We start from the raw sequence: 23,014 nt of genomic DNA on the forward strand, positions 1-23,014 counted from the left end.
ATCAAGTCAAACTTTCCAGCGTACCCGCCATATAATCAAGACGACATTGATTTCGCCTGACCTTGCCACTTGAAGTTCGTGGCAAACTGCCGGGCTTAATAAGTACAACTTCATCAATGGCGACACCGTGCACGGCATTGACCGCCTGACACATGGTTTTCGAAACCGCCGGCCACTCCGATTCGCGGCGTAACCATTCGCGCTTGAGTTCGAACACCAGTAACAACCTGTCAGTACCGCCTTCGTTCAGGACGAAAGCCGCACCGCCCGCTTCGCGCAGCGCTTCATGACTGGCCTGCGCCTGGGCTTCGATGTCATGTGGCGCGTATTTTTTGCCATACACGATAATCAGGTCTTTCAGGCGCCCGGTTACAAAAAGCTCGCCATTTTTGATGTAGCCCAGGTCACCAGTGCGCAAGTACGCCACATCGTTCTCGCCCTCAATCCGCGCGCCAAACACCTGTTCCGTCAGTTCGGGGGCGCGCCAGTAACCGGCCGCCACACTCGCTCCATTGACCCAGATTTCACCGACCTCCAGCTCAGGCAACGCCAGGCGTGAGGCAGGGTTCACAATCCTGACCTGCGTTCCCAGCCGCGTAACGCCGCAACCAACAACGGCGCTGCCGTGATAAGTGCATACCTCGGCTGCCAAATTGATGGATTTACCAGTGATGTACAGCGTCGCTTCAGCCATGCCATAGCAAGGATGGAACGCTTGCGACTTGAATCCGAACGCCGCCATCTGCCGGGTGAAATGCGCCATGGTTCCCGCCCGAATGGGCTCGGCACCACAGAAAGCAACCTGCCATCGCGACAGGTCGCAACCGGCGAGTTGTTCGGTGTCGACCGCACGGGCGGCCAGGTCATACATGAAATTGGGGCCGCCACTGATGGTGACGTTGTAATCGGAGATGACACGCAGCCAGCGCTCGGGGAACTGCACAAACTCCGCCGGGGACATGATATTGCTCACGCAGCCGGCGAACATCGATTCAAGTACGCCGCCCACCAGGCCCATATCGTGAAACAGTGGCAACGCCGTAAGAATTGACGATGCCGGGGTGATTTTCATTCCATCCTGAATCACGGCACAGTTATGAACCATATTGCCGTGCGTGACCATGACGCCCTTCGGGTCGGAGGTCGAACCGGAGGTGTACTGCAGGAAGGCGATGGAGTCTTCATGGATCATCGGCATCCGCAAAAAATCGGCCGCGTGGCATTCCGCCGCGTCCCAGATCCGCATGTCGATGAGCGAAAGCGTGGCATCCATCCCGGACTGTTCCACATCGTAAATAGCGCCACGTGCCTGCGCATTATTGGCCAGCAGATCCATTCGCGAATTGAACGCCTTGCGGCGCGGAGGGGGCGCCGGAACCGCTATGCAACCGGCCAGCAGGCAAGCGAAAAAGCCGATGATGAAAAACCGTTGCGACTTGCATGAGAGCAAAACCCGCTCACCCGAAAGACCCAGTTGCTGCAGTCGGACGGCGAGGCTGGCAGCCTTTTCGTACACGCCACGAAACGTCAATTCAACTGGAGCCTGGCTGCCCTGAAAAAAACGGTAGGCAATTTCTTCGGGCTGTTCTTGAGCGCGCCGATAAATAATCTCGGACAGATTTTGCAAAGATGCCTCCTCCAATATCCATATCTGGAAATCCTTCGTCCCTGAAGCTTAAGGAGTTCCACTTAACCGCCCCCAAGCAATGCAGCTACCTATCTATAACATCTTCTGAAAAAATGAATAATTTAATTATTAAATTCCACTTTTTCATAAATAGCCGCCAACTGCTTTTACGGCCCGCACACCTAAATGGTTTTAGGGCTTTTGTAAACAGTGGCGCCCGGCCATGATTTGATTTTAATATCAGATCAAATTCATTAAATACAACAAAAAGTGCGAGGGACAAACTAGCCGACATCTCCCCCTCTTGCAACAATTCATGTTGAACTTGAAAAGCTGACGGCTCATATCACTTGTTTCCTGCAACGAGTGGCACGTTCAGCTTCATGCTGCTCGGCCAAGAGCTGTCCAGCACGCATCCACTTGTTGTGCATGGCTGAATCCAGCGACGCAATACCAAGAGCCATGATCCGCAGATTCTCGACGACAAGTCCTGGATGCACCTGTCGCAGTACCTGCCGCAGGCAGTGAAAGCGCGTCTTTGATCGTGGTTTTGATCAACCTGCGGGAACGGGCAATTGCACCGATTCAGACGGAACTGCCGCCCCACCCGTCAGTCGCATGAACAGGCACTCAGGATTCAGAGGAGTAACCGTGTCCAGCGATCCCAAGCGTCATGCCGTCAATGATTGCTCCATTCATCGCCTTCGTGTGTTGACGGTCAACACCCACAAGGGTTTCACCGCGCTCAACCGGCGGTTCATCCTCCCGGAGTTGCGCGAAGCGGTGCGCAGTACCTCGGCCGACCTGGTGTTTCTGCAAGAGGTGGTGGGTGAACACGAACGGCATTCGAGCCGTTACAACGACTGGCCGCAAACCTCGCAATACGAATTTCTCGCCGACAGTATGTGGAGTGATTTCGCCTATGGGCGCAACGCGGTTTATCCCGACGGCCATCACGGCAACGCCCTGCTGTCGAAATACCCGATCCGTGAATACCGCAATCTCGACGTGTCGATCACTGGCCCCGAACGCCGTGGCTTGTTGCACTGCGTGCTGGATGTACCGGGCCATGCTGAAGTCCACGCGATTTGCGTGCATTTGAGCCTGCTCGAAAGCCACCGCCAATTGCAGTTGCAACTGCTCTGCCAATTGCTCGAATCGTTGCCGGACGATGCCCCGGTGATCATCGCCGGCGACTTCAATGACTGGCAGTTGCAGGGCAATACTGCCCTCGCCCGGCGTGATTATCTGCACGAAGCGTTCGAGCGCCATCACGGACGTCCGGCGAAGACTTATCCGGCACGGTTTCCGCTGTTGCGCCTGGACCGAATCTACCTGCGCAATGCCAGCAGCCATGACCCGCAGATCCTCGGCAACAAGCCGTGGACGCATCTTTCGGATCACCTGCCGCTGGCGGTGGAAGTGCATCTGTAATCGCGGTTCTGACAAGACCGTTTGTCAGGACTACTTGCTCAGCGCATAAAAGCAACTACACCTAAAAGCAGCTCAAGGAGTAGCGCATTCAATTTGTTAGCGCATGGATCTCACGTAGTGCATCAGCTGCACAGGATGGCCGATCCAACGCTCGCTCAAGGATGAATTCCCCGTATCCGCCACCTGGGAATTGCCATGACGCGCTACACCAGAAAACTGCGGGCACTGCCCCAGTCCTTGATTCTGCCTGCCTCTTTGCTGCTGCTCTCCGGTTCGCCCGCCTCCGCCGCTTGTTTGCTGGTCCCGGGTCCCGGCAACGACGCTTTCACCTGTGACAGCGGTACCAGCGGTTCGCTGACCGATCTGTCGGGCAATAACAGCCTGACGTTCCCCGCCAATGGCACTGGCCAAATCAACGGCAACGTGACGTTTGGCGCCGGCACCGACCGGGTTGAAATGAACTCCGGAGTGATCACTGGCGCGGTGAATCAAGGCAACGGCGTTGATGATTTCGTCATGACCGGCGGCTCGATCGGTTCACTGGCCCAAGGCGACAGTCGCGACACCTTCCTGATGACCGGCGGCACCATCGTTGGCGCCTTCGAGGACGGCGATGTCGCGCGCATGACCGGCGGCACCATCGGCCGGGTCGACATGAAACTCGACAACAATATTTTCGACCTCTCGGGCGGGCAGATCATCGGCAATCTGGTCACCGGTTTCGGCACTGACACCATCATTGTCTCCGGTGGCCGAATCGGCGGTAACGTCAGTGTCAGCGGTGGTAACGACAACATCACAGTGACCGGTGGCGAAATCGTCGGCGAGATTCGCGCCAGTGTCGGCGACGACCGCTTGCTGTGGGACGGCGGTGGCATCATTCGCTCGGCCATTCTGATGGACGTCGGCAATGACAGCGCCACGCTGCGCAATCTCGACGACAGTATTCTTGCGCTCACGCCCAGCGTCGACGGCGGCACGGGCAACGACGTACTGACCTTCGACAACAGCCGAACCGCCCTGCCCGCACGCTTCACCCAGTGGGAAACGGTGAATCTCAACAACGGCTCGCAACTGGATCTGGGCGCCAGCCGCCTGGTGCTGGGCGATGCCGGAACCGGCAGCGGCGTGTTGAATATCGATGCCAGTAGCGTCGTGTTGTCGACCCAAGGTGCAGTCTCGCCTGCTGTGGCCGGGCAAGCCGTGACGCTCAACAACGCCGGCATCATCGATCTGACGCGCGGCAATAGTCGCACTGACGACACGCTCACCGTGCAAGGCAACTACGTCGGCAACAACGGCCAGTTGTTGCTGCAAACCGTGGTCGCTGGCGACGATGCGCCGAGCGACAGGTTGGTGGTCAACAATGGCAGTCTCAGTGGTGCCTCGGTGATCAGCGTCAGCAATGTCGGCGGTCCGGGCGCGCTGACCGAGGTCAACGGCATTCAGCTGGTGCAGGCGCAAGGCAGCACGGTCAGTACCGATACCGCATTTACCCTCAGCGGCCCGGTATCTGCCGGCGCCTACGATTACTACCTGTTCAAGGGCGGTGTCACGGCCGGCACCGAGAACAGTTGGTACCTGCGCTCAGCCGTGGTCGCACCGCAAATGATGAGCGTGCCCAATCCCGATCCGACGTTACCGCCGATTCTGGTGCCGGTCGTGGCCACTCCGGTCGCGGCGGCCATTACGCCCCCTGCGGCGACGCCTGGCGAACCGGCACCCGCTATCTCCTTACCGGTGTTGCCGGCCGCCGTGCCAGGTGCAGCACCGATTCCCCTGTATCGCCCGGAGGTCCCCACCTGGTCGGTGTTACCACCTGCCGCCGCGCAATTGACCCTGAACGCACTGGGCACCTTTCATGATCGTCAGGGCGATCAGCGCTTGCTCAGCGAAACCGGCGCGTTCGGCGCCGGTTGGGGTCGGGTCTATGGCAAGAACCTCGATCAGACCTGGGCCGGGACCGTCGCTCCGCGCCTGGACGGATCGCTCAACGGCTTTCAGGTCGGCAACGATCTCTACAGTGCACAAACCTCTGGCGGCCAGACTCAGCGCGTTGGTTTTTTTGTCGGCCATAGCCGTCTTCAGGGTGACGTCGACGGCTTCAATGAAGGTTTTCAGGACAACAGCGCCGGCAAAATCAAACTTGAAGGCGACAGTTACGGCCTGTACTGGACGCTGACCGATCCGTACGGCTGGTACATCGACACGGTCGTGATGGGCACCCGTTTCGATGGCGACAGCCATTCCGACCGTGGCGTGAAGCTGGACAATCGCGGTCACGCCCTGACGCTTTCCGCGGAAGCCGGTTATCCGTTTGCGCTCAATGACACCTGGATCATCGAACCGCAAGCGCAAGTCATTCACCAGAAAATCTCTCTCGACAGCCAGGACGACGGCATCTCACGGGTCTCGTTCGATTCCGACGGTGCCTGGACCGGTCGTCTCGGTGCGCGGCTCAAAGGACGCTATCAAGTCAGTGGTTTGCCAGTGGAGCCGTATCTGCGTGCCAACCTGTGGCACACGTTCTCCGGCACCGATTCCGTCACCTTTGGCGACAGCGATGTGATCAGCACCGAGCAGAAGTCGTCGACGGCGGACGTCGGGCTCGGTGTGGTGCTGACACTGGATCGTGCCGTGAGTGTTTACGCCAGTACCGATTACAGCCGCAATATTGACAGCAATGACTTGCGTGGGGTGTCGGGCAACCTCGGGGTTCGTATCAGCTGGTAGACCTTCCGTCGGCAATAAAACACCTCTGGCGCGGGGCTTTCGCAGCGATTTTCCATACAAACAACCACTTAGTTATGTGCAGAAAAACAAACGCTTGCGCAGCGTGTATTGCCACTACCGCTCATCGTTCAATTTCTTGACGCGCAGGCGTGACTCTTCTTATCTCTACCTTACTACCCCCGGAATCACTACCCGGGGCGAGCCTTCGGACTCTCGTGAAATCGAGCGCCCACGGCTCGCCTCGCTCCATTCGGTCGCCCCTCGTTCGGGGTAGGAGAGACGCCACATCGAGATACGGCATGCGCTTGCAAGGTAGACCTCCATGAAAATTTCACTCACCCCACACGAGATCAAAATCACTTTTTGCACAGTGTCGAGTTCCATCTTGCTGTGCTCATCCATGGAGGCGCAGGCCAGCCCTGCGGCGGATGAAACCACCCCGTGGTATCGAGAGAACGTACCGGTCATGAACCTGCCCGCGACGGTCATCACGCCCGACCTGCAGCGTTTCAGCCCCCGGCCTGACCTGCGCGGCGCCGATCTGATCACCGAAGAGCTGGCACCGGGTGCCTGGGACCAACTGTATGGAAGGAGCGCCCGACAAGCGCAAACCGACGTGCTGTCCTCGGGTTTCGCGACGCCCGGCAGCGGTGAATTCAAGGGACCTGCCGTGCTGACCCTGCAAAGCGGCAACGGCCACACTCAGAAGATCGGTCTGATTGGCGGCGAAAACCTGATTCAAGCCAATGGCAACGGGCTGATCACCAGCCGCGCCCTCGCCGACCCGAACACCGACATCCTCAATCTCCAGGGCCAAAGCCTTGGGGCTTATTACAGCCTGATCGGCGCGCAGGGCTGGCACGTCGACCTGTCGGCCAGCGGCGGCCGGGTCAGTGGGTTCAGCCGCAATGAACAAGGTGCAAGGCAGGCCACTGAAGGCAGCGCGATGACCTTCTCGGTGGAGGGTGGCTATCCGATTGGCTTGAGCGAAAACTGGGTGGTCGAACCCCAGGCGCAATTGATCAATCAGCGTATTACCCTCGATACACCGTATGCAGGCTCGGGCAATGCTTCGTCGACCGATCTCACCGCGTGGAGCGGCCGCGTCGGCGCACGGTTGAAAGGCAGTTACGACTTGAGCGGTCTGCCGGTTGAACCATACGTGCGCACCAACCTCTGGCACACGGTGTACACCGGCAACACAGTGACACTGGATCAGGTCGACAAGATCAGCAGCAGTCGCAAGTCTTCAACCGTGGAGTTGGGACTGGGACTGGTGGCGCGGGTGACGCCTTCGGTGAGTTTGTATGTCAGCGCCGATTACAGCAGTGATGTCGATGACAATGATCTCAACGGCTTGATTGGCAGCCTCGGCGTACGGATGCGCTGGTGACCCTGATCTTCAGGGTGTTTGGACTGGCGCCTTCGCGAGCAGGCTCGCTCCCACATTTGGAATGAGTATCCCTGTGGGAGTGAGCCTGCTCGCGAAGTCGGTGGGTCAGCCAACAGAAATGTTGAATGTCATGCCCTCATCGCGGGCAAGCCCGCTCCCACAGTGGATTGCATTTCTCCAGTGAGAACAGCCTGGAATGCAATTCCCTGTGGGAGCGAGCCTGCTCGCGAAGGTAGCGACGCGGTCTCGGATCAGCCCCCGGGCTTGAGGATCAACACCGCCAGCGGCGGCAGATTCAGTTCCAGCGACAGCGCCTGGCCATGGCTCGGCACTTCCTCGGTAAACGCCCCGCCACCGTTGCCATAGTTGGAGCCGGCATAAGTGTCGGCGTCGCTGTTGAGCAACTCGCTCCAGCGCCCGGCGAACGGCACGCCGACCCGATACGACTGACGCGGCACCGGCGTGAAGTTCGCCACCACCAGCACCGGCTCACCGTCCTTGCTCCAGCGCAGCCAGGCATAAACGCTGTTGATCGCATCGTCGCCGATCAACCACTGGAAGCCTTGCGGCGCATCGTCCTGATCGTGCAGTGCCGGCATTTCGCGGTACAGTCGATTCAGATCGCCGACCAGTTTCTGTACGCCTTTGTGCTCGGAATACTGCAGCAGGTACCAGTCGAGCTGCTGATCGTGATTCCACTCGCGCCACTGGCCAAACTCGCAGCCCATGAACAACAGCTTCTTGCCCGGATGCGTCCACATGAAACTCAGATAGGCGCGCAGATTGGCGAATTTCTGCCAGCGATCGCCGGGCATCTTGTCGATCAGCGAGTGCTTGCCATGTACCACTTCGTCGTGGGAGATCGGCAGGATAAAACGCTCCGACCAGGCGTAGACCAGGCCAAAGCTCAACTCGTTGTGGTGATGCGCGCGGTACACCGGATCCTGCTGAATGTAGTGCAGCGAATCGTGCATCCAGCCCATGTTCCATTTGTAGGCGAATCCGAGGCCGCCCTGCTGCGTACTCTGACTGACGCCGGGCCACGCCGTGGACTCTTCGGCGATCACCAGCGCACCGGGCGCTTCCAGCTCGACCACGTCGTTCAGGTGACGGAGGAAGTCGATGGCTTCGAGGTTTTCCCGGCCGCCATGACGATTCGGCACCCACTCGCCGGCCTTGCGCGAATAGTCGCGATAAAGCATCGAAGCCACCGCGTCGACCCGCAATCCATCGACGTGGAAATGCTTCAACCAGTGCAACGCCGACGCCAGCATGTAGCCATGCACTTCGGTGCGGCCGAGGTTGTAGATCAGCGTGTCCCAATCCTGATGAAAACCTTCCAGCGGATTGCCGTACTCGTACAGCGCGGTGCCGTCGAATTGTGCCAGCCCGTGGGTATCGGTCGGAAAATGCGCTGGCACCCAGTCGAGGATCACGCCGATATCGGCTTTATGGCAGGCGTTGACGAACTCACCGAATTGCTCCGGCGTGCCGTAACGCGCACTCGGGGCGAATTGCGAGAGCAACTGATAGCCCCAGGAACCGCCGAACGGGTGCTCCATGATCGGCATCAGTTCGATGTGGGTGAAACCCAGTTCCTTCACGTACGGAATCAAGCGCTCGGCCAGTTCCGGCCAGGTGTATTGGCGCGCAACCTCACCCAGATCATCCAGCTCGCACTGCCAGGAACCGACGTGCAATTCGTAGATCGACAGCGGCGCCGAATGCTTCTGGCGTTCGCGGCGCCCGCTCATCCAGTCCTGATCCTGCCAGTCGACTTGCAGCGGCGCGGCGACTTTCGACGCGGTGTCCGGCGGCAGGCTGGTGGCCAGCGCCATCGGGTCAGCCTTGAGCGGCAGAATGCCGTGGGCGCCAAGAATTTCGTACTTGTACAACTCCCCCGCTTGCAGGCGCGGGATGAACAACTCCCAGACCCCGGACGGGTGACGCAGGCGCATCGGATGCCGACGGCCGTCCCAGACGTTGAAATCACCGACCACGGAAACCCGTCGGGCATTCGGCGCCCACACAGCGAAACGTACGCCGTCAACGCCCTCGACGGTCATCAGCTGCGCGCCAAGGCACGCGCTCAGATCACGGTGATTGCCCTCGGCGAACAGGTACAAATCCATTTCACCGAGCAACTGGCCGAAGCTGTAAGGATCCTCCGCCACCTGCTCACCACCGGCCCAGCGCGTGCGCAACAGGTACGGCCGTGCGTGATCGAAATGGCCGACAAACAGCCCCGGGGTTTCGGTCTGTTCCAGCGGGCCGCGCTCTTCACCGCTGTCCTTGTCCAGCACGACAACGCTCAGGGCACCGGGTAAATAGGCGCGAATAAACTGCCCGCCGGCGCCATCGCCATGCGGGCCAAGAATGGAAAACGGATCGTGATGTTCAGCACGTACCAGTGCGTCGATGTCTTTCGCCGCCGGCAGCAATGCTTCTTTGACCTGACCCTGTTCCTTGTTCGAGAAACTCATGACTACTCTCCACCAAGATCGGAAAAGGGTTTAAGCCCTGTCAATAACCCATACAAACCGTGCAACGGCACGGGCAGCCACGTCGGGCGATTTTCGGCTTCATAGGCCACTTCATAGGCCGCCTTCTCCAGACCGAACAACGCCAGCGCGGCGTCGGCACCCTCAGGATCTTGCCAGGCATGATCAAGACTAGCTGCCGCGCGGCGATATGCCTGAACAAATGCCTCGCGGGCCTCACGCAGATAGCGTTCGGCGACACGTTGACGTGCGCCTTCGGACTCGGCGCTGTGATCGACGTTGTGCACGTTGATGGTCATCGCCGCTGCGTAATCGAAGGAACGCAGCACACCGCTGACATCCTTGTACGGACTGTGTTTGCCACGACGCTCGCTCAATGGCCGCGCCGGTTCACCCTCGAAATCGATCAGATAGGCGTCGCCCTTGATCACCAGCACCTGGCCCAGATGCAAGTCGCCGTGCACGCGAATGCGCAAACCGCCGACGGACTTCTTCGCCAGATCCTGCACATGGGCGAGGATGGTTTTCTTCTCGTCGAGCAGGTGTTTGACCAGTTTCTGATCCGCCGCGTTGAGTTCGCCTTGATGCTGCTTGAGCAGCTTCAAAGCATGCTCGACCTGCGCCGCGACGTCCTTGCCGGTGGCCTGTGCGTCCTTGGTCGTACTGACTTGCGGAGCGAAATCGGCATTCTCGGTTGGCGCTGCGAGCACTTGGTGCATTTCGCCCAGACGCTGACCGAGCATCGCCGCAAAGTCCTTCAACTCGCCCAAAGCGTTGTAGTGCTGCTCCTGCTCGGACATGGCATCGGCGAGTTCATCGCGCAACGCCCGCTCAAGGTTGTTCTGCGTCCATTCCCAGGCGTCGCCCTGATTGCTCAGATAACCCTGAGCGATCATCAACAGATTGTCTTCACCCTGCGCGTCGCGGCGAATCACCGAGCCGAGCAGCGGAGAGATATTGGCAAATCCGGCGGCGGTCAGGTAAGCGCTCATCTCCAGTTCCGGGTGTACGCCAGAAGCGACTTTACGGATCAGCTTAAGCACCAGACTGTTGCCGATCACCACCGAACTGTTCGATTGCTCGGCCGACAGATAACGCACTTCGGATTCGCCACCGAGATTAAGTTTTTCCAAGTGCGGGGTCGGCGCGAAACGGATTTCGCCTTCGCTGGATTCCAGCACCGTGTTGTTCTGCATGCCTTGCAGGACCGCGCGAATAAACGTTTCAAGACTGAATGCGTCAGTGATCAAACCGACCTGACGCACTCGCCGCACGCGTGACAGTGCCAATTGCTGCGGCAACGCCGGGCCGACCTGGTCTTCGGAAATAAAGCCGAACGGCAATTGATAACGGCTGGTCTGGCCGCCGCTGGTGACTTCGATTTCGCTGAGCAGCACCGGGTGCTGGGCATCGCCGAAGCGCACGCCGTAAGCCAGATTGACCTTGTCGATGGCGGCATCCTTGCCGGCAAACCAGCGCCGGTTCTGCAGCCAGCTCGGCAGAATGCCCTGCTCCAGCGTGGCGCGGGACGGCGCTTCGAGCAGTTCTTCCATGCGTTTTTTCAGCACCAGCGTGGTGAAGTCCGGCAGGCTCTGCGCCGGCTCGACGTGCCAGCTCGGCATCTGGTTTTCGCTGGCCAGGGCGAACCAATAGAAGCCGTACGGCGCCAGGGTCAGGAGAAAATTCAGCTGACCAATCGGCGGGAAGGCATTACCGCCGAGCATCTCCACCGGCACCATGCCGACGTAGGCTGACAGATCCAGCTCCGCCGCTTGCGCACTGCGCGAGACGTTGGCCACGCAGAGAATGATTTCGTGCTTGCCATCGGCGTCGGTGAATTCGCGGGTGTAGGCCAGAATCCGCCGGTTGCTCGGCGAGAGCATTTTCAACGTGCCACGGCCAAATGCCTTGGATTGCTTGCGCACGGCGAGCATGCGCCGGGTCCAGTTGAGCAGCGAATGCGGATCGCCGGCCTGGGTTTCGACGTTGACTGACAGATAACCGTATTGCGGGTCCATGATCGGCGGCAGCACCAGACTGGCCGGATCGGCGCGGGAGAAGCCGCCGTTACGGTCAATCGACCACTGCATCGGCGTACGCACGCCGTCACGGTCGCCCAGATAGATATTGTCGCCCATGCCGATTTCATCGCCGTAGTACAAGGTCGGCGTGCCCGGCATCGACAGCAACAGGCTGTTAAGCAACTCGACACGACGACGGTCGCGCTCCATCAGCGGCGCCAGGCGTCGACGAATACCAAGGTTGATCCGCGCGCGGCGGTCAGCGGCGTAGTAATTCCACAGGTAATCGCGTTCCTTGTCGGTGACCATCTCCAGCGTCAGCTCATCGTGGTTGCGCAGGAAGATTGCCCACTGGCAGTTGGCGGGAATTTCCGGGGTCTGGCGTAAAATGTCGGTGATCGGGAAGCGATCCTCCTGGGCCAGGGCCATGTACATGCGCGGCATCAACGGGAAGTGGAACGCCATGTGACATTCATCGCCATTCAGGCCCTGAGCATCGGTGTCGCCGAAATACAGTTGGGTGTCTTCCGGCCATTGGTTGGCCTCGGCCAGCAGCATGCGGTCGGGATAATTGGCGTCGATCTCGGCACGAATCTGCTTGAGGACGTCGTGGGTCTCCGGCAGGTTTTCATTGTTAGTGCCGTCGCGTTCGATCAGGTACGGGATGGCATCCAGACGCAGACCGTCGATGCCCATGTCCAACCAATAACGCATGACCGAGAGTACCGCTTTCATGACTTGCGGGTTGTCGAAATTCAGGTCCGGCTGGTGCGAATAGAAGCGGTGCCAGAAGTATTGGCCAGCGACCGGGTCCCAGGTCCAGTTGGACTTTTCGGTGTCGAGAAAAATGATCCGTGTGCCGTCGTATTTCTGGTCGTCATCCGACCACACGTAGAAGTCCCGCGCCGCCGAGCCGGGTTTGGCTTTACGTGCGCGCTGGAACCACGGGTGCTGGTCGGAGGTGTGGTTGATGACCAGTTCAGTGATCACCCGCAAACCGCGTTTATGCGCCTCGGCGATAAAGCGCTTGGCGTCGGCCATGGTCCCGTAATCGCTGTGCACGCCACGGTATTCGGCGATGTCGTAACCGTCATCGCGACGTGGCGAGGGGTAGAACGGCAACAGCCAGATGGTGTTGACGCCGAGTTCGGCAATGTAATCGAGTTTGGCGATCAGGCCGGGAAAGTCGCCGATCCCGTCGTTGTTGGAGTCGAAAAACGATTTGACGTGAACTTGATAGATCACCGCATCCTTGTACCAGAGCGGGTCTTTAATGAAGGTGGCTGCCTTGGGTTTCTTCGCCATGTGAAACTCCTGTTCAATTCGCTAAGACCACATGAATACCCTGTGATGAAAGGGCTTTTGTGGTGAGGGGATTTATCCCCGATGGGCTGCGAAGCGGCCCCGCTTTTATCCAGTAATAACAAGCTGCTTTATGTGGCTGCTGCGCAGCCAGTCGGGGATAAATCCCCTCACCACAAAAAACAGGACAGAGCATCAATGGGCAGTGATTCGCCAGATCCCGAACGGTTGATACGCCGGGTCAATGCGCATGAACTGATACTTGCCGTGCCAGTCCCAGCGATGCCCGTTCATCAAATCCTCGCCGTGGGTCGTCGCATCGTCCGGCAAGCCCATTTCCCACAGCGGCAGTTCGAAATTCGCTTCCTGCACGTTATTGGGATCGAGGCTGACCGCCACCAGAATGAAGTTGCTGCCGTCAAAACTGCGCTTGCCGAAGTACAGAATGTTGTCGTTCCAGGCGTTGTAGATTTTCAGGCCCAGGTGCGTGTGCAGCGCCGGGTTCTGCCGGCGGATGCGGTTGAGTTGGGCGATCTCGGCAATGATGTTGCCGGGCGCGGTGAAGTCGCGGACGCGGATTTCGTACTTCTCCGAATCGAGGTATTCCTCCTTGCCCGGCACGGGCGCCGCTTCGCACAGTTCATAACCGGAATACATGCCCCACAGGCCCGAACCCATGGTCGCCAACGCCGCACGGATGAGAAAACCGGGGCGTCCGGACTCATGCAGAAAGGCCGGGTTGATGTCCGGCGTGTTGACGAAGAAGTTCGGCCGATAGCATTCGCGCCAAGGCGATTCATTCAGTTCGGTGAAATAGGTCGCCAGTTCAGCCTTGGTGTTGCGCCAGGTGAAATAGGTGTAGCTCTGGGTGTAACCGACCTTGCCCAGCCGCGCCATCATCGCCGGCGTGGTGAACGCCTCGGCGAGGAAAATCACTTCCGGATGCAACGCCCGCACATCGGCAATCAGCCACTGCCAGAACGGCAGCGGTTTGGTGTGCGGATTGTCGACGCGAAAGATCTTCACGCCCTCTTCGACCCAGCCGACGACGATGTCGCGCAGTTCGACCCACAGACTCGGGATCGCGTCCGGCGCATAGAAATCGACGTTGACGATGTCCTGATATTTCTTCGGCGGGTTCTCGGCGTATTTGATCGTGCCGTCCGGCCGCCAGTTGAACCAGCCCGGATGCTGCTGGAGCCACGGGTGATCCTGGGAACACTGGATGGCAAAATCGAGGGCGATTTCCAGACCGTGATCAGCCGCAGCGGCCACCAGCCGACTGAAGTCTTCGCGGGTGCCGAGTTGCGAATGGATCGCCTCGTGGCCGCCCTCCTCGCTGCCGATCGCATACGGGCTGCCGGGATCGTCCGGGCCGGCGGTCAGGGAATTGTTGCGACCCTTGCGGTGGGCACGACCAATCGGGTGGATCGGCGTGAAGTACAGCACGTCGAAACCCATGTCCTGAATCATCGGCAACCGTGAATGCACGTCGTTAAAGGTGCCATGGCGGTTGGGATCGTCGGTGATCGAGCGGGGAAACAGCTCATACCAACTGGCGAACTCGGCCAGCTCACGCTCGACGTCCATGGGGAACTCGGCGCTGACGCTCAAATAGGCGCGGTGATCAGCCTGAGCCATCAGTTGCGCACTGTGCGAGTGCAGGAACAGCGCGACCTGCTCGGTTTCGAGCAGCCCGGACAGTTCGTGGTGCAACGCGGCGAGCTGCTCGCTGAGCTGGCCTTCGCTGCGTTCGGCGGCCTGTTGCACCATCGTCCGGCCTTCTTGCAGCTCAAGCGAAACCGGTACGGCGGCGTTGTGCTTCTTCTCCAGTTCGTACTGGAAACTGGCGAAATGATCGATCCACGCCTCGATGCAATACAGGAAACGGCCCTGATGCTCGGGGCGGAACTGGCCTCGCCAGCCGTTATTGCCCTGATCGGCCATGACCTCGCTTTGCCAGGTCTCTTCGCCTTCCTCGCGCCAGCGAATGCGCACGGCGAGTTTGTCGTGGCCATCGGCGAACACTTTGCTGGTGACCACCACGTCGCGACCGGCAATCGACTTGACGGCGAACTGTCCGCCATCGAGGGTCGGCATGGTGTTTTCGATGACGATGCGTGGCAACAGCAACGCCTGTGACAGCGGCATGTGCGGGTTGTAGCTCAGTTCAGACGGTTTTTCAGCAGTCATTGAGCATCTCTCCTTAACGCCCCAAGGACGCTCTTGTGCCGGATCAGTGTTCACAACAAGACACCGGCCCCGTCATGAACTCACTTAGGTTCCGAGCGACCGGCACCGGGAAAAGTTCAGAGCAAATTGCCCGACACGAAAAGCGGATCGAATTCGCCACGAGGTGGTCAACCCACTTAAGCACTTCTCACGCCATGTGCCACACGGAGGTCTACAGATGAACAACCCGTTCCCGGCGGAAACGCCCGATCCGAACATCGACAACCCGACGATCCCCGAGACCGAACCGCAACCGGTCCCCGAGCAGGAACCGCCAGGCACCACACCACCGCCGAAAGAAGAGCCGCCAACGACGATGCCGCCAGTGATCGTCTAACCTGTCGCCGCGACCGATCGTTCCGATCATGGGATCGATCGGTTACAGGTGATCGTTCTTCTGCTCGTCCTTTTCGAACAACCTGACGACATGCGGCATCACGCTGAAGATCGCCAATGCCAGAAAGGTGCTGAGCAGCGCCGTGGCCTCCTTGCCCAAACCGGCCGCGACACCGATGGCGGCCGTCATCCACAAACCGGCGGCGGTGGTCAGGCCTTTGACGTGACCCTCATCGCCCTCGCGGTTCTTCAGAATGGTGCCGGCGCCGAGAAATCCGATCCCGGCAATCACCCCCTGCAACACCCGACTCATCGCGTCGGATTCTGCGCCTGAAGTCTGCGGCACCAACACAAACAGCGCCGCACCCAGCGCCACCAGCATGTGCGTGCGCACCCCGGCAGCCTTGCCCTTGTGCTCACGCTCGAAGCCGAGAATTCCGCCGAGCACCGCCGCCATCAGCAGGCGCACGGTGATCCGCGTCAGTTGCGAGGCATCGCCGATATCAGCGAATTCCGTTTGCAGCGTTTCCCACACTTCATGCCACCACGCGTTCATCGGGTTGTCCTTGTTATTGGCTGGATAAACGATGGACAGCGCCGACCATTAATCAGTTGCGCAGAACCATCGGCAAAGCCTGTGCCCTAACTCTTTAGACCCCCTGTAAAAAAGGACAGCCACCATGTCACTGCGAGTCGATAAGTCCAATCCCGAGCAAGAAGTCTGTTTCTTCACCGTCGAAAATGGCGAAGAAATTCGTATCTGTGACACCTTGGAAATCAGAACTGATAGCGACAAAGCCATGTCCTTTGTGGAAATCGAAGGCCGCCGCGTTTACATCACCGAAGCAGAAGCCGACGCTCTGACTGTCGCAGGTGCCAAGGACGGTCGTAAACACCTGAAGGCTGATTCGAGTGATTCGGTGATTTGACTGACCCCGGTCAATGCCCGCCGCAAACGCCTGCGATAGGCGTTTGCACCCCGCCACCCGGGCTGCTTCAACTTGTCGCAGGGCTTCTGCCAAAAGCCATCTGATACGCTTTTTATTGAAATAGCTGAGTCTGTTATGCAAACAGATCGGCGCTCATAGTGCATCGGCCTGATGGAGGCTGATGAGCGAACGACCATGAGCGAACAAATCCCCGTCCGAACCGTAGAAGCATCTCCCCAGATAAAAAAAGTACCGGCGCGCCCAATGAAGGCGAAACACGCCACCAGCGACAACCAGATCTTCACCCGCAGTTTTACCGGCCTGTTCCGCACCTTGCGCATGAGCGGCGCGGGGTTTCTGTTCCTGCTGTTTTTCGGCACGGTGTGGCTGAATTGGGGCGGTCGTCAGGCCGTGCTGTGGGATTTGTCGGAAAGCAAATTCCACATCTTCGGCGCGACCTTCTGGCCACAGGATTTCATTCTGCTCTCGGCGCTGCTGATCATCGCCGCGTTCGGCCTGTTCGCCATCACCGTGTTCGCCGGGCGCGTCTGGTGTGGCTACACCTGTCCGCAGAGTTCGTGGACGTGGATTTTCATGTGGTGCGAGAAGATCACCGAGGGCGAACGCAATCAGCGGATCAAACTGCAAGCGGCGCCGTGGGGCCTGAACAAACTGGCCAGGCGTGCGGCCAAGCACACGCTGTGGCTGGCGATCAGCGTGATGACCGGCCTGACCTTCGTCGGTTACTTCACGCCGATCCGCCCGTTGGCCGAAGAACTGCTGACTCTGCAAATCGGCGGCGTCAGCCTGTTCTGGGTGTTGTTCTTCACTGCCGCCACTTACATTAACGCCGGTTGGTTGCGAGAAGCGGTGTGCATGCACATGTGCCCGTATGCGCGATTCCAGAGCGTGATGTTCGACAAGGACACCCTGGCGATCGCCTACGACGTCGCCCGTGGCGAGAACCGTGGTCCGCGTAAGCGCGACGTGAAACCGGTCGAGGCCGGGCTTGGCGATTGCATCGATTGCCAGTTGTGCGTGCAGGTCTGCCCCACCGGCATCGACATCCGCGACGGTTTGCAGATGGAATGCATCGGATGCGCGGCGTGCATCGACGCCTGTGATTCGATCATGGACAAAATGAACTACCCACGCGGTTTGATCCGCTACAGTTCCGAGCGCGAGTTGCAGGGTGGCAAGACGCACCTGCTGCGACCACGGCTGATCGGTTATGTCGCGGTGTTACTGGTGATGATCGGCGCACTGGCGCTGGCGCTGGTCGAGCGGCCGATGGTCTCGCTGGACGTCACCAAGGATCGCGGGCTGTTCCGTGAAAACGGTCAGGGCCAGATCGAAAACATCTACACCCTCAAAGTCATCAACAAGACCCAGCAGCGCCAGGACTACAACCTGAGCCTGGTGGACGGCGATGGCTTCCAGCTGCAAGGCAAGACCGAACTGAGCCTGGCGCCGGGCGAGATTGTCGATGTGCCGGTTTCGGTGGCGATGACCACGGAACGCCCGAGCAGCAGCTCGCAGACCTTGAGTTTCAAGATCGCCGACAGCGATGAGCCCGAGATTTACAGCGTGGCGAAAAGCAGGTTTGTGGCGCCTATGAATCGCTGAGCCGTTAAGATGCTGTCGTTTTTCACTGACAACGCAACACCCTGTGGCGAGGGGATTTATCCCCGATGGCTGCGAAGCAGCCCCAAACCCTACAGCTGAGAAATACCTGGCACACCTCGCTGCATGGTTTCAGGGCTGCTTCGCAGCCCATCGGGGCGGTGCGACGTTTCGCTAAATCCCCTCACCACAATTGCATACACTCGAATCACTCACTGACCGGGCAACCGATGAAACGCTACGAAAAATTCGCCGACGACATCGCTGAACTGATCCGCTCCGGAGTTCTCGGCCCCGGCCAGCGCGTGCCGTCGGTGCGCTATGCCAGCCAGACCTACGGTGTCAGCCCGTCCACAGTATTCCAGGCCTATTACCTGCTTGAACGCCGCGGCCTGATCCGCGCCCGGCCGCGCTCCGGCTATTTCGTCAACACCCACGCCCCGAGCCCGTTCTCGGAGCCGGTGATCAGCAGCCACGTCAGCGATTCCACCGAGGTCGACGTCAGCGAATTGGTGTTCTCGGTGCTGGAGTCGATCAAAGACCCTAGCACCGTGCCGTTCGGCTCGGCGTTCCCCAGCCCGACGCTGTTCCCGCTACAACGCCTTTCGCGTTCATTGGCCAGCGCCGCACGGGAAATGGACCCGCGCATGGTCGTCACCGACATGTCGCCGGGCAACCCGCAGCTACGTCGACAAATCGCCCTGCGCTACATGGTCGGCGGGCTGATGCTGCCGATGGAGGAGCTGCTGATCACCAACGGCGCCCTCGAGGCGCTCAACCTGTGCCTGCAAGCCGTCACCGAACCCGGTGATCTGGTGGCCATTGAGGCGCCGGCGTTCTACGCCAGCCTGCAAGTGCTGGAACGCCTCAAGCTCAAAGCCGTGGAAATTCCCGTGCACCCGCGTGACGGCATCGACCTCGGCGTGCTCGCGCAGACGCTGGAGCGCCACCCGATCAAGGCCTGCTGGTGCATGACCAGTTTCCAGAACCCGATGGGCGCGACCATGCCCGAGGCGAAGAAACAGGAACTGGTCGAACTGCTGCGCCGCCATCAGGTGCCGCTGATCGAAGACGATGTCTACGCCGAACTCTACTACGGCCAACAGGCACCGAAACCGGCCAAGGCGTTCGACACCGAAGGGCTGGTGATGCATTGCGGCTCCTTCGCCAAGAGTCTGGCCCCCGGCTATCGCATCGGCTGGGTTGCCGCTGGGCGTTACGCGCAAAAGATCGAGCGGCTGAAACTGATGACGTCGTTGTGCGCGTCGATGCCGGCACAAGCGGCGATTGCCGATTACCTGCAACACGGCGGCTACGATCGACATCTGCGCAAACTGCGCTACGCCCTGGAAGAACAGCAGAGCGCGATGCTCGCGGCGATTGCCCGTTACTTCCCGGCGCAGACGCGGGTCAGTCAACCGGCGGGCGGCTACTTCCTGTGGCTGGAACTACCGCCGCAGATGGATTCGTTGAAGTTGTTTCAGATGGCGCTGGCGCAAGGCATCAGCATCGCGCCGGGGCCGATCTTTTCGCCGACCCAGCGGTTTCGCAATTGCATCCGCTTGAATTACGGCAGCCCGTGGACCGAGGATTCGGAGAAGGCAATGGAGACGTTGGGGCGGATTGTGCGGTCGTTCTGACAGATTGCAGGTGTTTGCACTGGCCCCATCGCTGGCAAGCCAGCTCCCACAGTGATTTGTATTGAGCACATATTCTGTGATCGACATCAAAACCTGTGGGAGCTGGCTTGCCAGCGATGAGGCCCTGTCAGGCAACAAAAAACCCGAAAATCAGCGCCCGCCACCCAGATCGACGAAGGTACCGGTGGCATAAGAAGCCTTGTCGGAAAGCAGCCAGACAATCGCCTCCGCCACTTCATCCGGCCGTCCGCCACGGGCCATCGGAATCGCCGACTCGAGCTTGCTGACTCGATCCGGATCGCCGCTCAATGCGTGGAAATCGGTGTAGATGAATCCCGGACGCACCGCATTGACCCGAATCCCCTCGCCCGCCACTTCCTTGGACAGACCGATGGTGAAGCTGTCGAGCGCGCCTTTGGATGCCGCGTAATCGACGTATTCATTCGGCGAGCCGAGGCGCGAAGCCACCGACGACACATTGACGATACTGCCACCCTGCCCGCCGTGTTTGGGCGACATGCGCAGGATCGCGTGTTTGGCGCAGAGGATCGGCGCCAGGACATTGGTTTTCATGATTTTGAGGATGCGGAATTCGGACATTTCATCGACTCGCGATTTGTGCCCGACGGTGCCGGCGTTGTTCACCAGTGCGGTGACCCGGCCCAGCTCGGTGTCGACCCGATGGAACATCGCGACCACTTCGTCTTCGATGCTGACGTCGGCGCGCACCGTAATGGCCTGTGCGCCCAGCGCGCGGACTTGCTCCAGCACGCTTTGCGCGGCCTGCTCATCCGACTGGTAATTGATGCAGATCCGATAGCCCTGCTCGGCAGCCAACAACGCCGTCGCGGCGCCAATCCCGCGCCCGCCACCGGTGATCACAATGACTTTATCCATGCTGGCCTTTCCCCCCAATGCCCACGTAACAATCGGGTGGAAGAATAACCGCCATTGACGGGTTTTGCATGGACTGTGTGCGAAGCGAAACCTGAGCTAAATCCCCTCACCACACAGTTTTCATCATCGGATAGGGATTGTGCCGATCAAACTGTCGCGTGCTTCTCGCCCCGGGTAATGTCCTGCATGAACTGGTCCGCCGGCATCGGATGCCCGAGCAGATACCCCTGCAACGAGTCACAGCCCAACTGGGTGAGAAAATCCTGCTGCGAGCCCGTCTCTACCCCTTCGGCGACAATCCGCAAGCCCAAGGCCTGGCCCAGCGCAACAATTGCAGAAACAATCGCTGCGTCGTCACTGTCGTGCTCCAGATCGCGGACAAAACCGCGGTCGATCTTCAGTTCATTGGCCGGCAGGCGCTTGAGGTACATCAGGCTCGAATAGCCGGTGCCAAAGTCATCGATCGACAGATCGACACCCATGTCCGACAACTCCTGCAACACGGTCATGCTCGCGTCAGCGTCGCTCATGGCCGTGGTTTCGGTGATTTCCAGGGTCAGGCTGTTGGCCGGCAAATGGTGAGTCGCCAATGCCTTCGCGACACTGCGCACCAGCCCGGCATGGCAGAACTGCAACGCCGAGAGGTTCACGGCAATGCGCCAGTCGGTGTAGCCGAGCACGTACCACTCACGCATCTGTCGGCAGGCTTCATTGAGCACCCAATCACCGATCGGGATGATCAGACCGGACTTCTCCGCCAGATCAATGAATTTGTCCGGCATCAGCATGCCGTGGATCGGGTGCTGCCAGCGCAACAACGCTTCGGCACCCACCGGATGACCGTTGGCAGCGTCGAATTTGGGCTGGTAATGCAGGGTGAACTGGCTGTGCTCCAGCGCTGCGCGCAAGTCCTGCAACAGTTGCAATTGTTTGCGCGCGTTGTTGTTCATCGAGGCGTCGAAGAAGCTGTAACCGTTTTTGCCGCCACCCTTGGCGTGATACATCGCGGCATCAGCGTTCATCAGCAGTTCCTGGGCGTTCTGGCCATTGCCCGGATACAGGGCGATGCCAACGCTGGCGGAGATCTGCAAATCATGTTCAGCCACACGGAATGATTGCGCGATCAGACCGACCTGACGCGCCGCCAGTCCCAACGCATCGTTGGGTTCGGTCAGGCGCACCAGCAAGACAAATTCATCGCCGCCGATGCGCGCCAGCGTGTCGAGGCTGCGCAAGTCTTCGCGCAAACGCACCCCGACTTCACGCAACAGTTGGTCGCCCATGTGATGGCCGAAGGCATCATTGACCGGTTTGAAGCCGTCCAGATCGATGAACATCAAGGCAAAGCAGCCACCTTGTTCATGGACTTTCTTCATCGCCTGATTGATCCGGTCGTCCAGCAGCATGCGATTGGGCAGACCGGTCAGGGTGTCGTGCAGCGCCAGCTGCGTCAGTTCGCGGTTGGCCACCGTCAGCGAGTGCGCCAGATCCGCCGTGCGTGCTTCAAGGCGTGCGTCGAGAATCGAAGTCAGCAAAGCAATCGACAACACCGCCAGCGTGGTGATCAGCACCAGGCTGTCGAGGCCATTGCCCTTCAGGCCATTGACCGTCGCGCCGCAGAAACTGCCGTCAGGAAACTGCGCGGCCGCCATGCCGGTGTAATGCATGCCGACAATCGCGATGCCCATGATCACCGCAGCGCCAGCGCGAATCAGACGCACATAAGGCGAATGCTGGCGCAGGCGGAAGGCAATCCACAACGCGGCGGCGGACGCACCGACGGCGATCAGCAAGGACGCGCCGAACAGCGTCGGGTCGTAGTCGATCCCGGGCGTCATGCGCATTGCCGCCATGCCCATGTAATGCATGGCACTGATGCCGGTGCCCATGATCAGTGCGCCGAACGCCAATTGCAGGACTGGCAGTTTCGGCTGGCTGACCAGCCACAAGGCGAACCCGCAGGACAGCATCGCGATCAGCAGCGACAGCACTGTGAGGGTGACGTCATAACCGAGGTCGATCGGCAGTTTGAAAGCCAGCATGCCGATGAAGTGCATCGACCAGACGCCAACACCCATGGCGAACGCGCCACCGGCAGTCCAGAAATGCACCGCCCGCCCTTTGGCGGTAGCGATACGACCGGTGAGGTCGAGGGCTGTGTAGGAAGCGAGGATCGCAACGCACAGCGAAATGAAAACCAGCGTGGAGGAATAAGTACCGATGAGCATGCGAATTCTCGTGACCACCCAACCCCGATAGTGTCCATTCTCGGTCGGGCAAATGCGGCGATTGTACTGATTGCGCAGAAGAACGCACTGACAAAGTGAGCAATCTGCCATCAACCCG

Annotated in this window: 14 protein-coding genes; 7 read left to right on the forward strand and 7 right to left on the reverse strand. The window is 59.6% G+C overall.

What is annotated here, in order from left to right; genetic code table 11:
* Position 1: 1 nt before the first annotated feature.
* Positions 2-1,627 carry a fatty acyl-AMP ligase gene (locus tag ACIOWE_RS02115; RefSeq protein WP_401386771.1) on the reverse strand — a complete coding sequence of 542 codons (1,626 nt, stop codon included), beginning with the start codon at positions 1,625-1,627 and terminating at the stop codon, positions 2-4.
* A gap of 651 nt (positions 1,628-2,278) precedes the next feature.
* On the opposite strand from ACIOWE_RS02115, the gene ACIOWE_RS02120 reads away from it, so the two are divergent.
* The 3 genes from ACIOWE_RS02120 (at position 2,279) to ACIOWE_RS02130 (ending at position 7,187) form a co-directional block, all read left to right on the forward strand.
* Positions 2,279-3,061, forward strand: coding sequence for an endonuclease/exonuclease/phosphatase family protein (locus ACIOWE_RS02120; RefSeq protein ID WP_401386774.1), 783 nt, complete (start codon positions 2,279-2,281; stop codon positions 3,059-3,061).
* A 195-nt stretch (positions 3,062-3,256) separates the two neighbouring features.
* Entirely contained in the window at positions 3,257-5,794 is a 2,538-nt protein-coding gene (locus tag ACIOWE_RS02125; protein ID WP_401386777.1) for an autotransporter outer membrane beta-barrel domain-containing protein, read from the forward strand.
* A 322-nt stretch (positions 5,795-6,116) separates the two neighbouring features.
* Positions 6,117-7,187 (forward strand): autotransporter domain-containing protein, encoded by a 1,071-nt coding sequence (locus ACIOWE_RS02130; protein ID WP_401386780.1) that lies wholly within the window; start codon positions 6,117-6,119, stop codon positions 7,185-7,187.
* A gap of 251 nt (positions 7,188-7,438) precedes the next feature.
* Here the strand turns inward: ACIOWE_RS02130 and glgB are convergent, their stop codons facing one another.
* The 3 genes from glgB to ACIOWE_RS02145 all read right to left on the reverse strand — a co-directional run bounded on the left by glgB (position 7,439) and on the right by ACIOWE_RS02145 (position 15,204).
* The gene (gene glgB / locus ACIOWE_RS02135) at positions 7,439-9,670 is read right to left on the reverse strand and encodes a 1,4-alpha-glucan branching protein GlgB (protein ID WP_401386783.1); all 2,232 of its coding nucleotides are present in this window, start codon (positions 9,668-9,670) and stop codon (positions 7,439-7,441) included.
* Between the two features lie 2 nt (positions 9,671-9,672).
* On the reverse strand, positions 9,673-13,014 hold the full coding sequence (gene treS, locus ACIOWE_RS02140) for a maltose alpha-D-glucosyltransferase (RefSeq protein WP_401386785.1): 3,342 nt from the start codon (positions 13,012-13,014) through the stop codon (positions 9,673-9,675).
* A 192-nt stretch (positions 13,015-13,206) separates the two neighbouring features.
* On the reverse strand, positions 13,207-15,204 hold the full coding sequence (locus tag ACIOWE_RS02145) for an alpha-1,4-glucan--maltose-1-phosphate maltosyltransferase (RefSeq protein ID WP_401386788.1): 1,998 nt from the start codon (positions 15,202-15,204) through the stop codon (positions 13,207-13,209).
* A gap of 217 nt (positions 15,205-15,421) precedes the next feature.
* Here ACIOWE_RS02145 and ACIOWE_RS02150 point away from each other — a divergent pair, with 217 nt between their 5' ends.
* Positions 15,422-15,580, forward strand: coding sequence for a hypothetical protein (locus ACIOWE_RS02150; protein ID WP_201204089.1), 159 nt, complete (start codon positions 15,422-15,424; stop codon positions 15,578-15,580).
* Between the two features lie 42 nt (positions 15,581-15,622).
* On the opposite strand, the gene ACIOWE_RS02155 is transcribed toward ACIOWE_RS02150, so the two are convergent.
* Complete coding sequence (locus tag ACIOWE_RS02155; protein WP_401386791.1) at positions 15,623-16,135, reverse strand: MgtC/SapB family protein; 513 nt, start codon at positions 16,133-16,135, stop codon at positions 15,623-15,625.
* Positions 16,136-16,259: 124 nt separating this feature from the next.
* On the opposite strand from ACIOWE_RS02155, the gene ACIOWE_RS02160 reads away from it, so the two are divergent.
* The 3 genes from ACIOWE_RS02160 to mapR all read left to right on the forward strand — a co-directional run bounded on the left by ACIOWE_RS02160 (position 16,260) and on the right by mapR (position 19,771).
* On the forward strand, positions 16,260-16,508 hold the full coding sequence (locus ACIOWE_RS02160) for a DUF3203 family protein (protein ID WP_401386794.1): 249 nt from the start codon (positions 16,260-16,262) through the stop codon (positions 16,506-16,508).
* A gap of 195 nt (positions 16,509-16,703) precedes the next feature.
* Entirely contained in the window at positions 16,704-18,134 is a 1,431-nt protein-coding gene (ccoG, locus tag ACIOWE_RS02165; protein ID WP_201238297.1) for a cytochrome c oxidase accessory protein CcoG, read from the forward strand.
* Between the two features lie 227 nt (positions 18,135-18,361).
* Complete coding sequence (gene mapR, locus ACIOWE_RS02170; RefSeq protein WP_102355104.1) at positions 18,362-19,771, forward strand: GntR family transcriptional regulator MpaR; 1,410 nt, start codon at positions 18,362-18,364, stop codon at positions 19,769-19,771.
* A gap of 150 nt (positions 19,772-19,921) precedes the next feature.
* Here the strand turns inward: mapR and ACIOWE_RS02175 are convergent, their stop codons facing one another.
* A complete protein-coding gene (locus ACIOWE_RS02175) occupies positions 19,922-20,668 on the reverse strand; it encodes an SDR family oxidoreductase (RefSeq protein ID WP_201226074.1) in 747 nt (248 codons plus the stop codon).
* 146 nt (positions 20,669-20,814) lie between these two features.
* Complete coding sequence (locus ACIOWE_RS02180) at positions 20,815-22,896, reverse strand: putative bifunctional diguanylate cyclase/phosphodiesterase (protein ID WP_401386799.1); 2,082 nt, start codon at positions 22,894-22,896, stop codon at positions 20,815-20,817.
* Positions 22,897-23,014 lie beyond the last annotated feature (118 nt).

This window comes from Pseudomonas sp. NPDC087598 (assembly GCF_044743525.1).
GTDB lineage: Bacteria > Pseudomonadota > Gammaproteobacteria > Pseudomonadales > Pseudomonadaceae > Aquipseudomonas.

Bases quoted from the DNA above. Each gene is read 5' to 3' on its own strand.
- ccoG (WP_201238297.1), top strand. From the start codon at position 16,704: ATGAGCGAACAAATCCCCGTCCGAACCGTAGAAGCATCTCCCCAGATA.
- ACIOWE_RS02150 (WP_201204089.1), top strand. From the start codon at position 15,422: ATGAACAACCCGTTCCCGGCGGAAACGCCCGATCCGAACATCGACAAC.
- ACIOWE_RS02160 (WP_401386794.1), top strand. From the start codon at position 16,260: ATGTCACTGCGAGTCGATAAGTCCAATCCCGAGCAAGAAGTCTGTTTC.
- mapR (WP_102355104.1), top strand. From the start codon at position 18,362: ATGAAACGCTACGAAAAATTCGCCGACGACATCGCTGAACTGATCCGC.
- treS (WP_401386785.1), bottom strand. From the start codon at position 13,014: ATGGCGAAGAAACCCAAGGCAGCCACCTTCATTAAAGACCCGCTCTGG.
- glgB (WP_401386783.1), bottom strand. From the start codon at position 9,670: ATGAGTTTCTCGAACAAGGAACAGGGTCAGGTCAAAGAAGCATTGCTG.
- ACIOWE_RS02155 (WP_401386791.1), bottom strand. From the start codon at position 16,135: ATGAACGCGTGGTGGCATGAAGTGTGGGAAACGCTGCAAACGGAATTC.
- ACIOWE_RS02130 (WP_401386780.1), top strand. From the start codon at position 6,117: ATGAAAATTTCACTCACCCCACACGAGATCAAAATCACTTTTTGCACA.
- ACIOWE_RS02145 (WP_401386788.1), bottom strand. From the start codon at position 15,204: ATGACTGCTGAAAAACCGTCTGAACTGAGCTACAACCCGCACATGCCG.
- ACIOWE_RS02125 (WP_401386777.1), top strand. From the start codon at position 3,257: ATGACGCGCTACACCAGAAAACTGCGGGCACTGCCCCAGTCCTTGATT.
- ACIOWE_RS02175 (WP_201226074.1), bottom strand. From the start codon at position 20,668: ATGGATAAAGTCATTGTGATCACCGGTGGCGGGCGCGGGATTGGCGCC.
- ACIOWE_RS02180 (WP_401386799.1), bottom strand. From the start codon at position 22,896: ATGCTCATCGGTACTTATTCCTCCACGCTGGTTTTCATTTCGCTGTGC.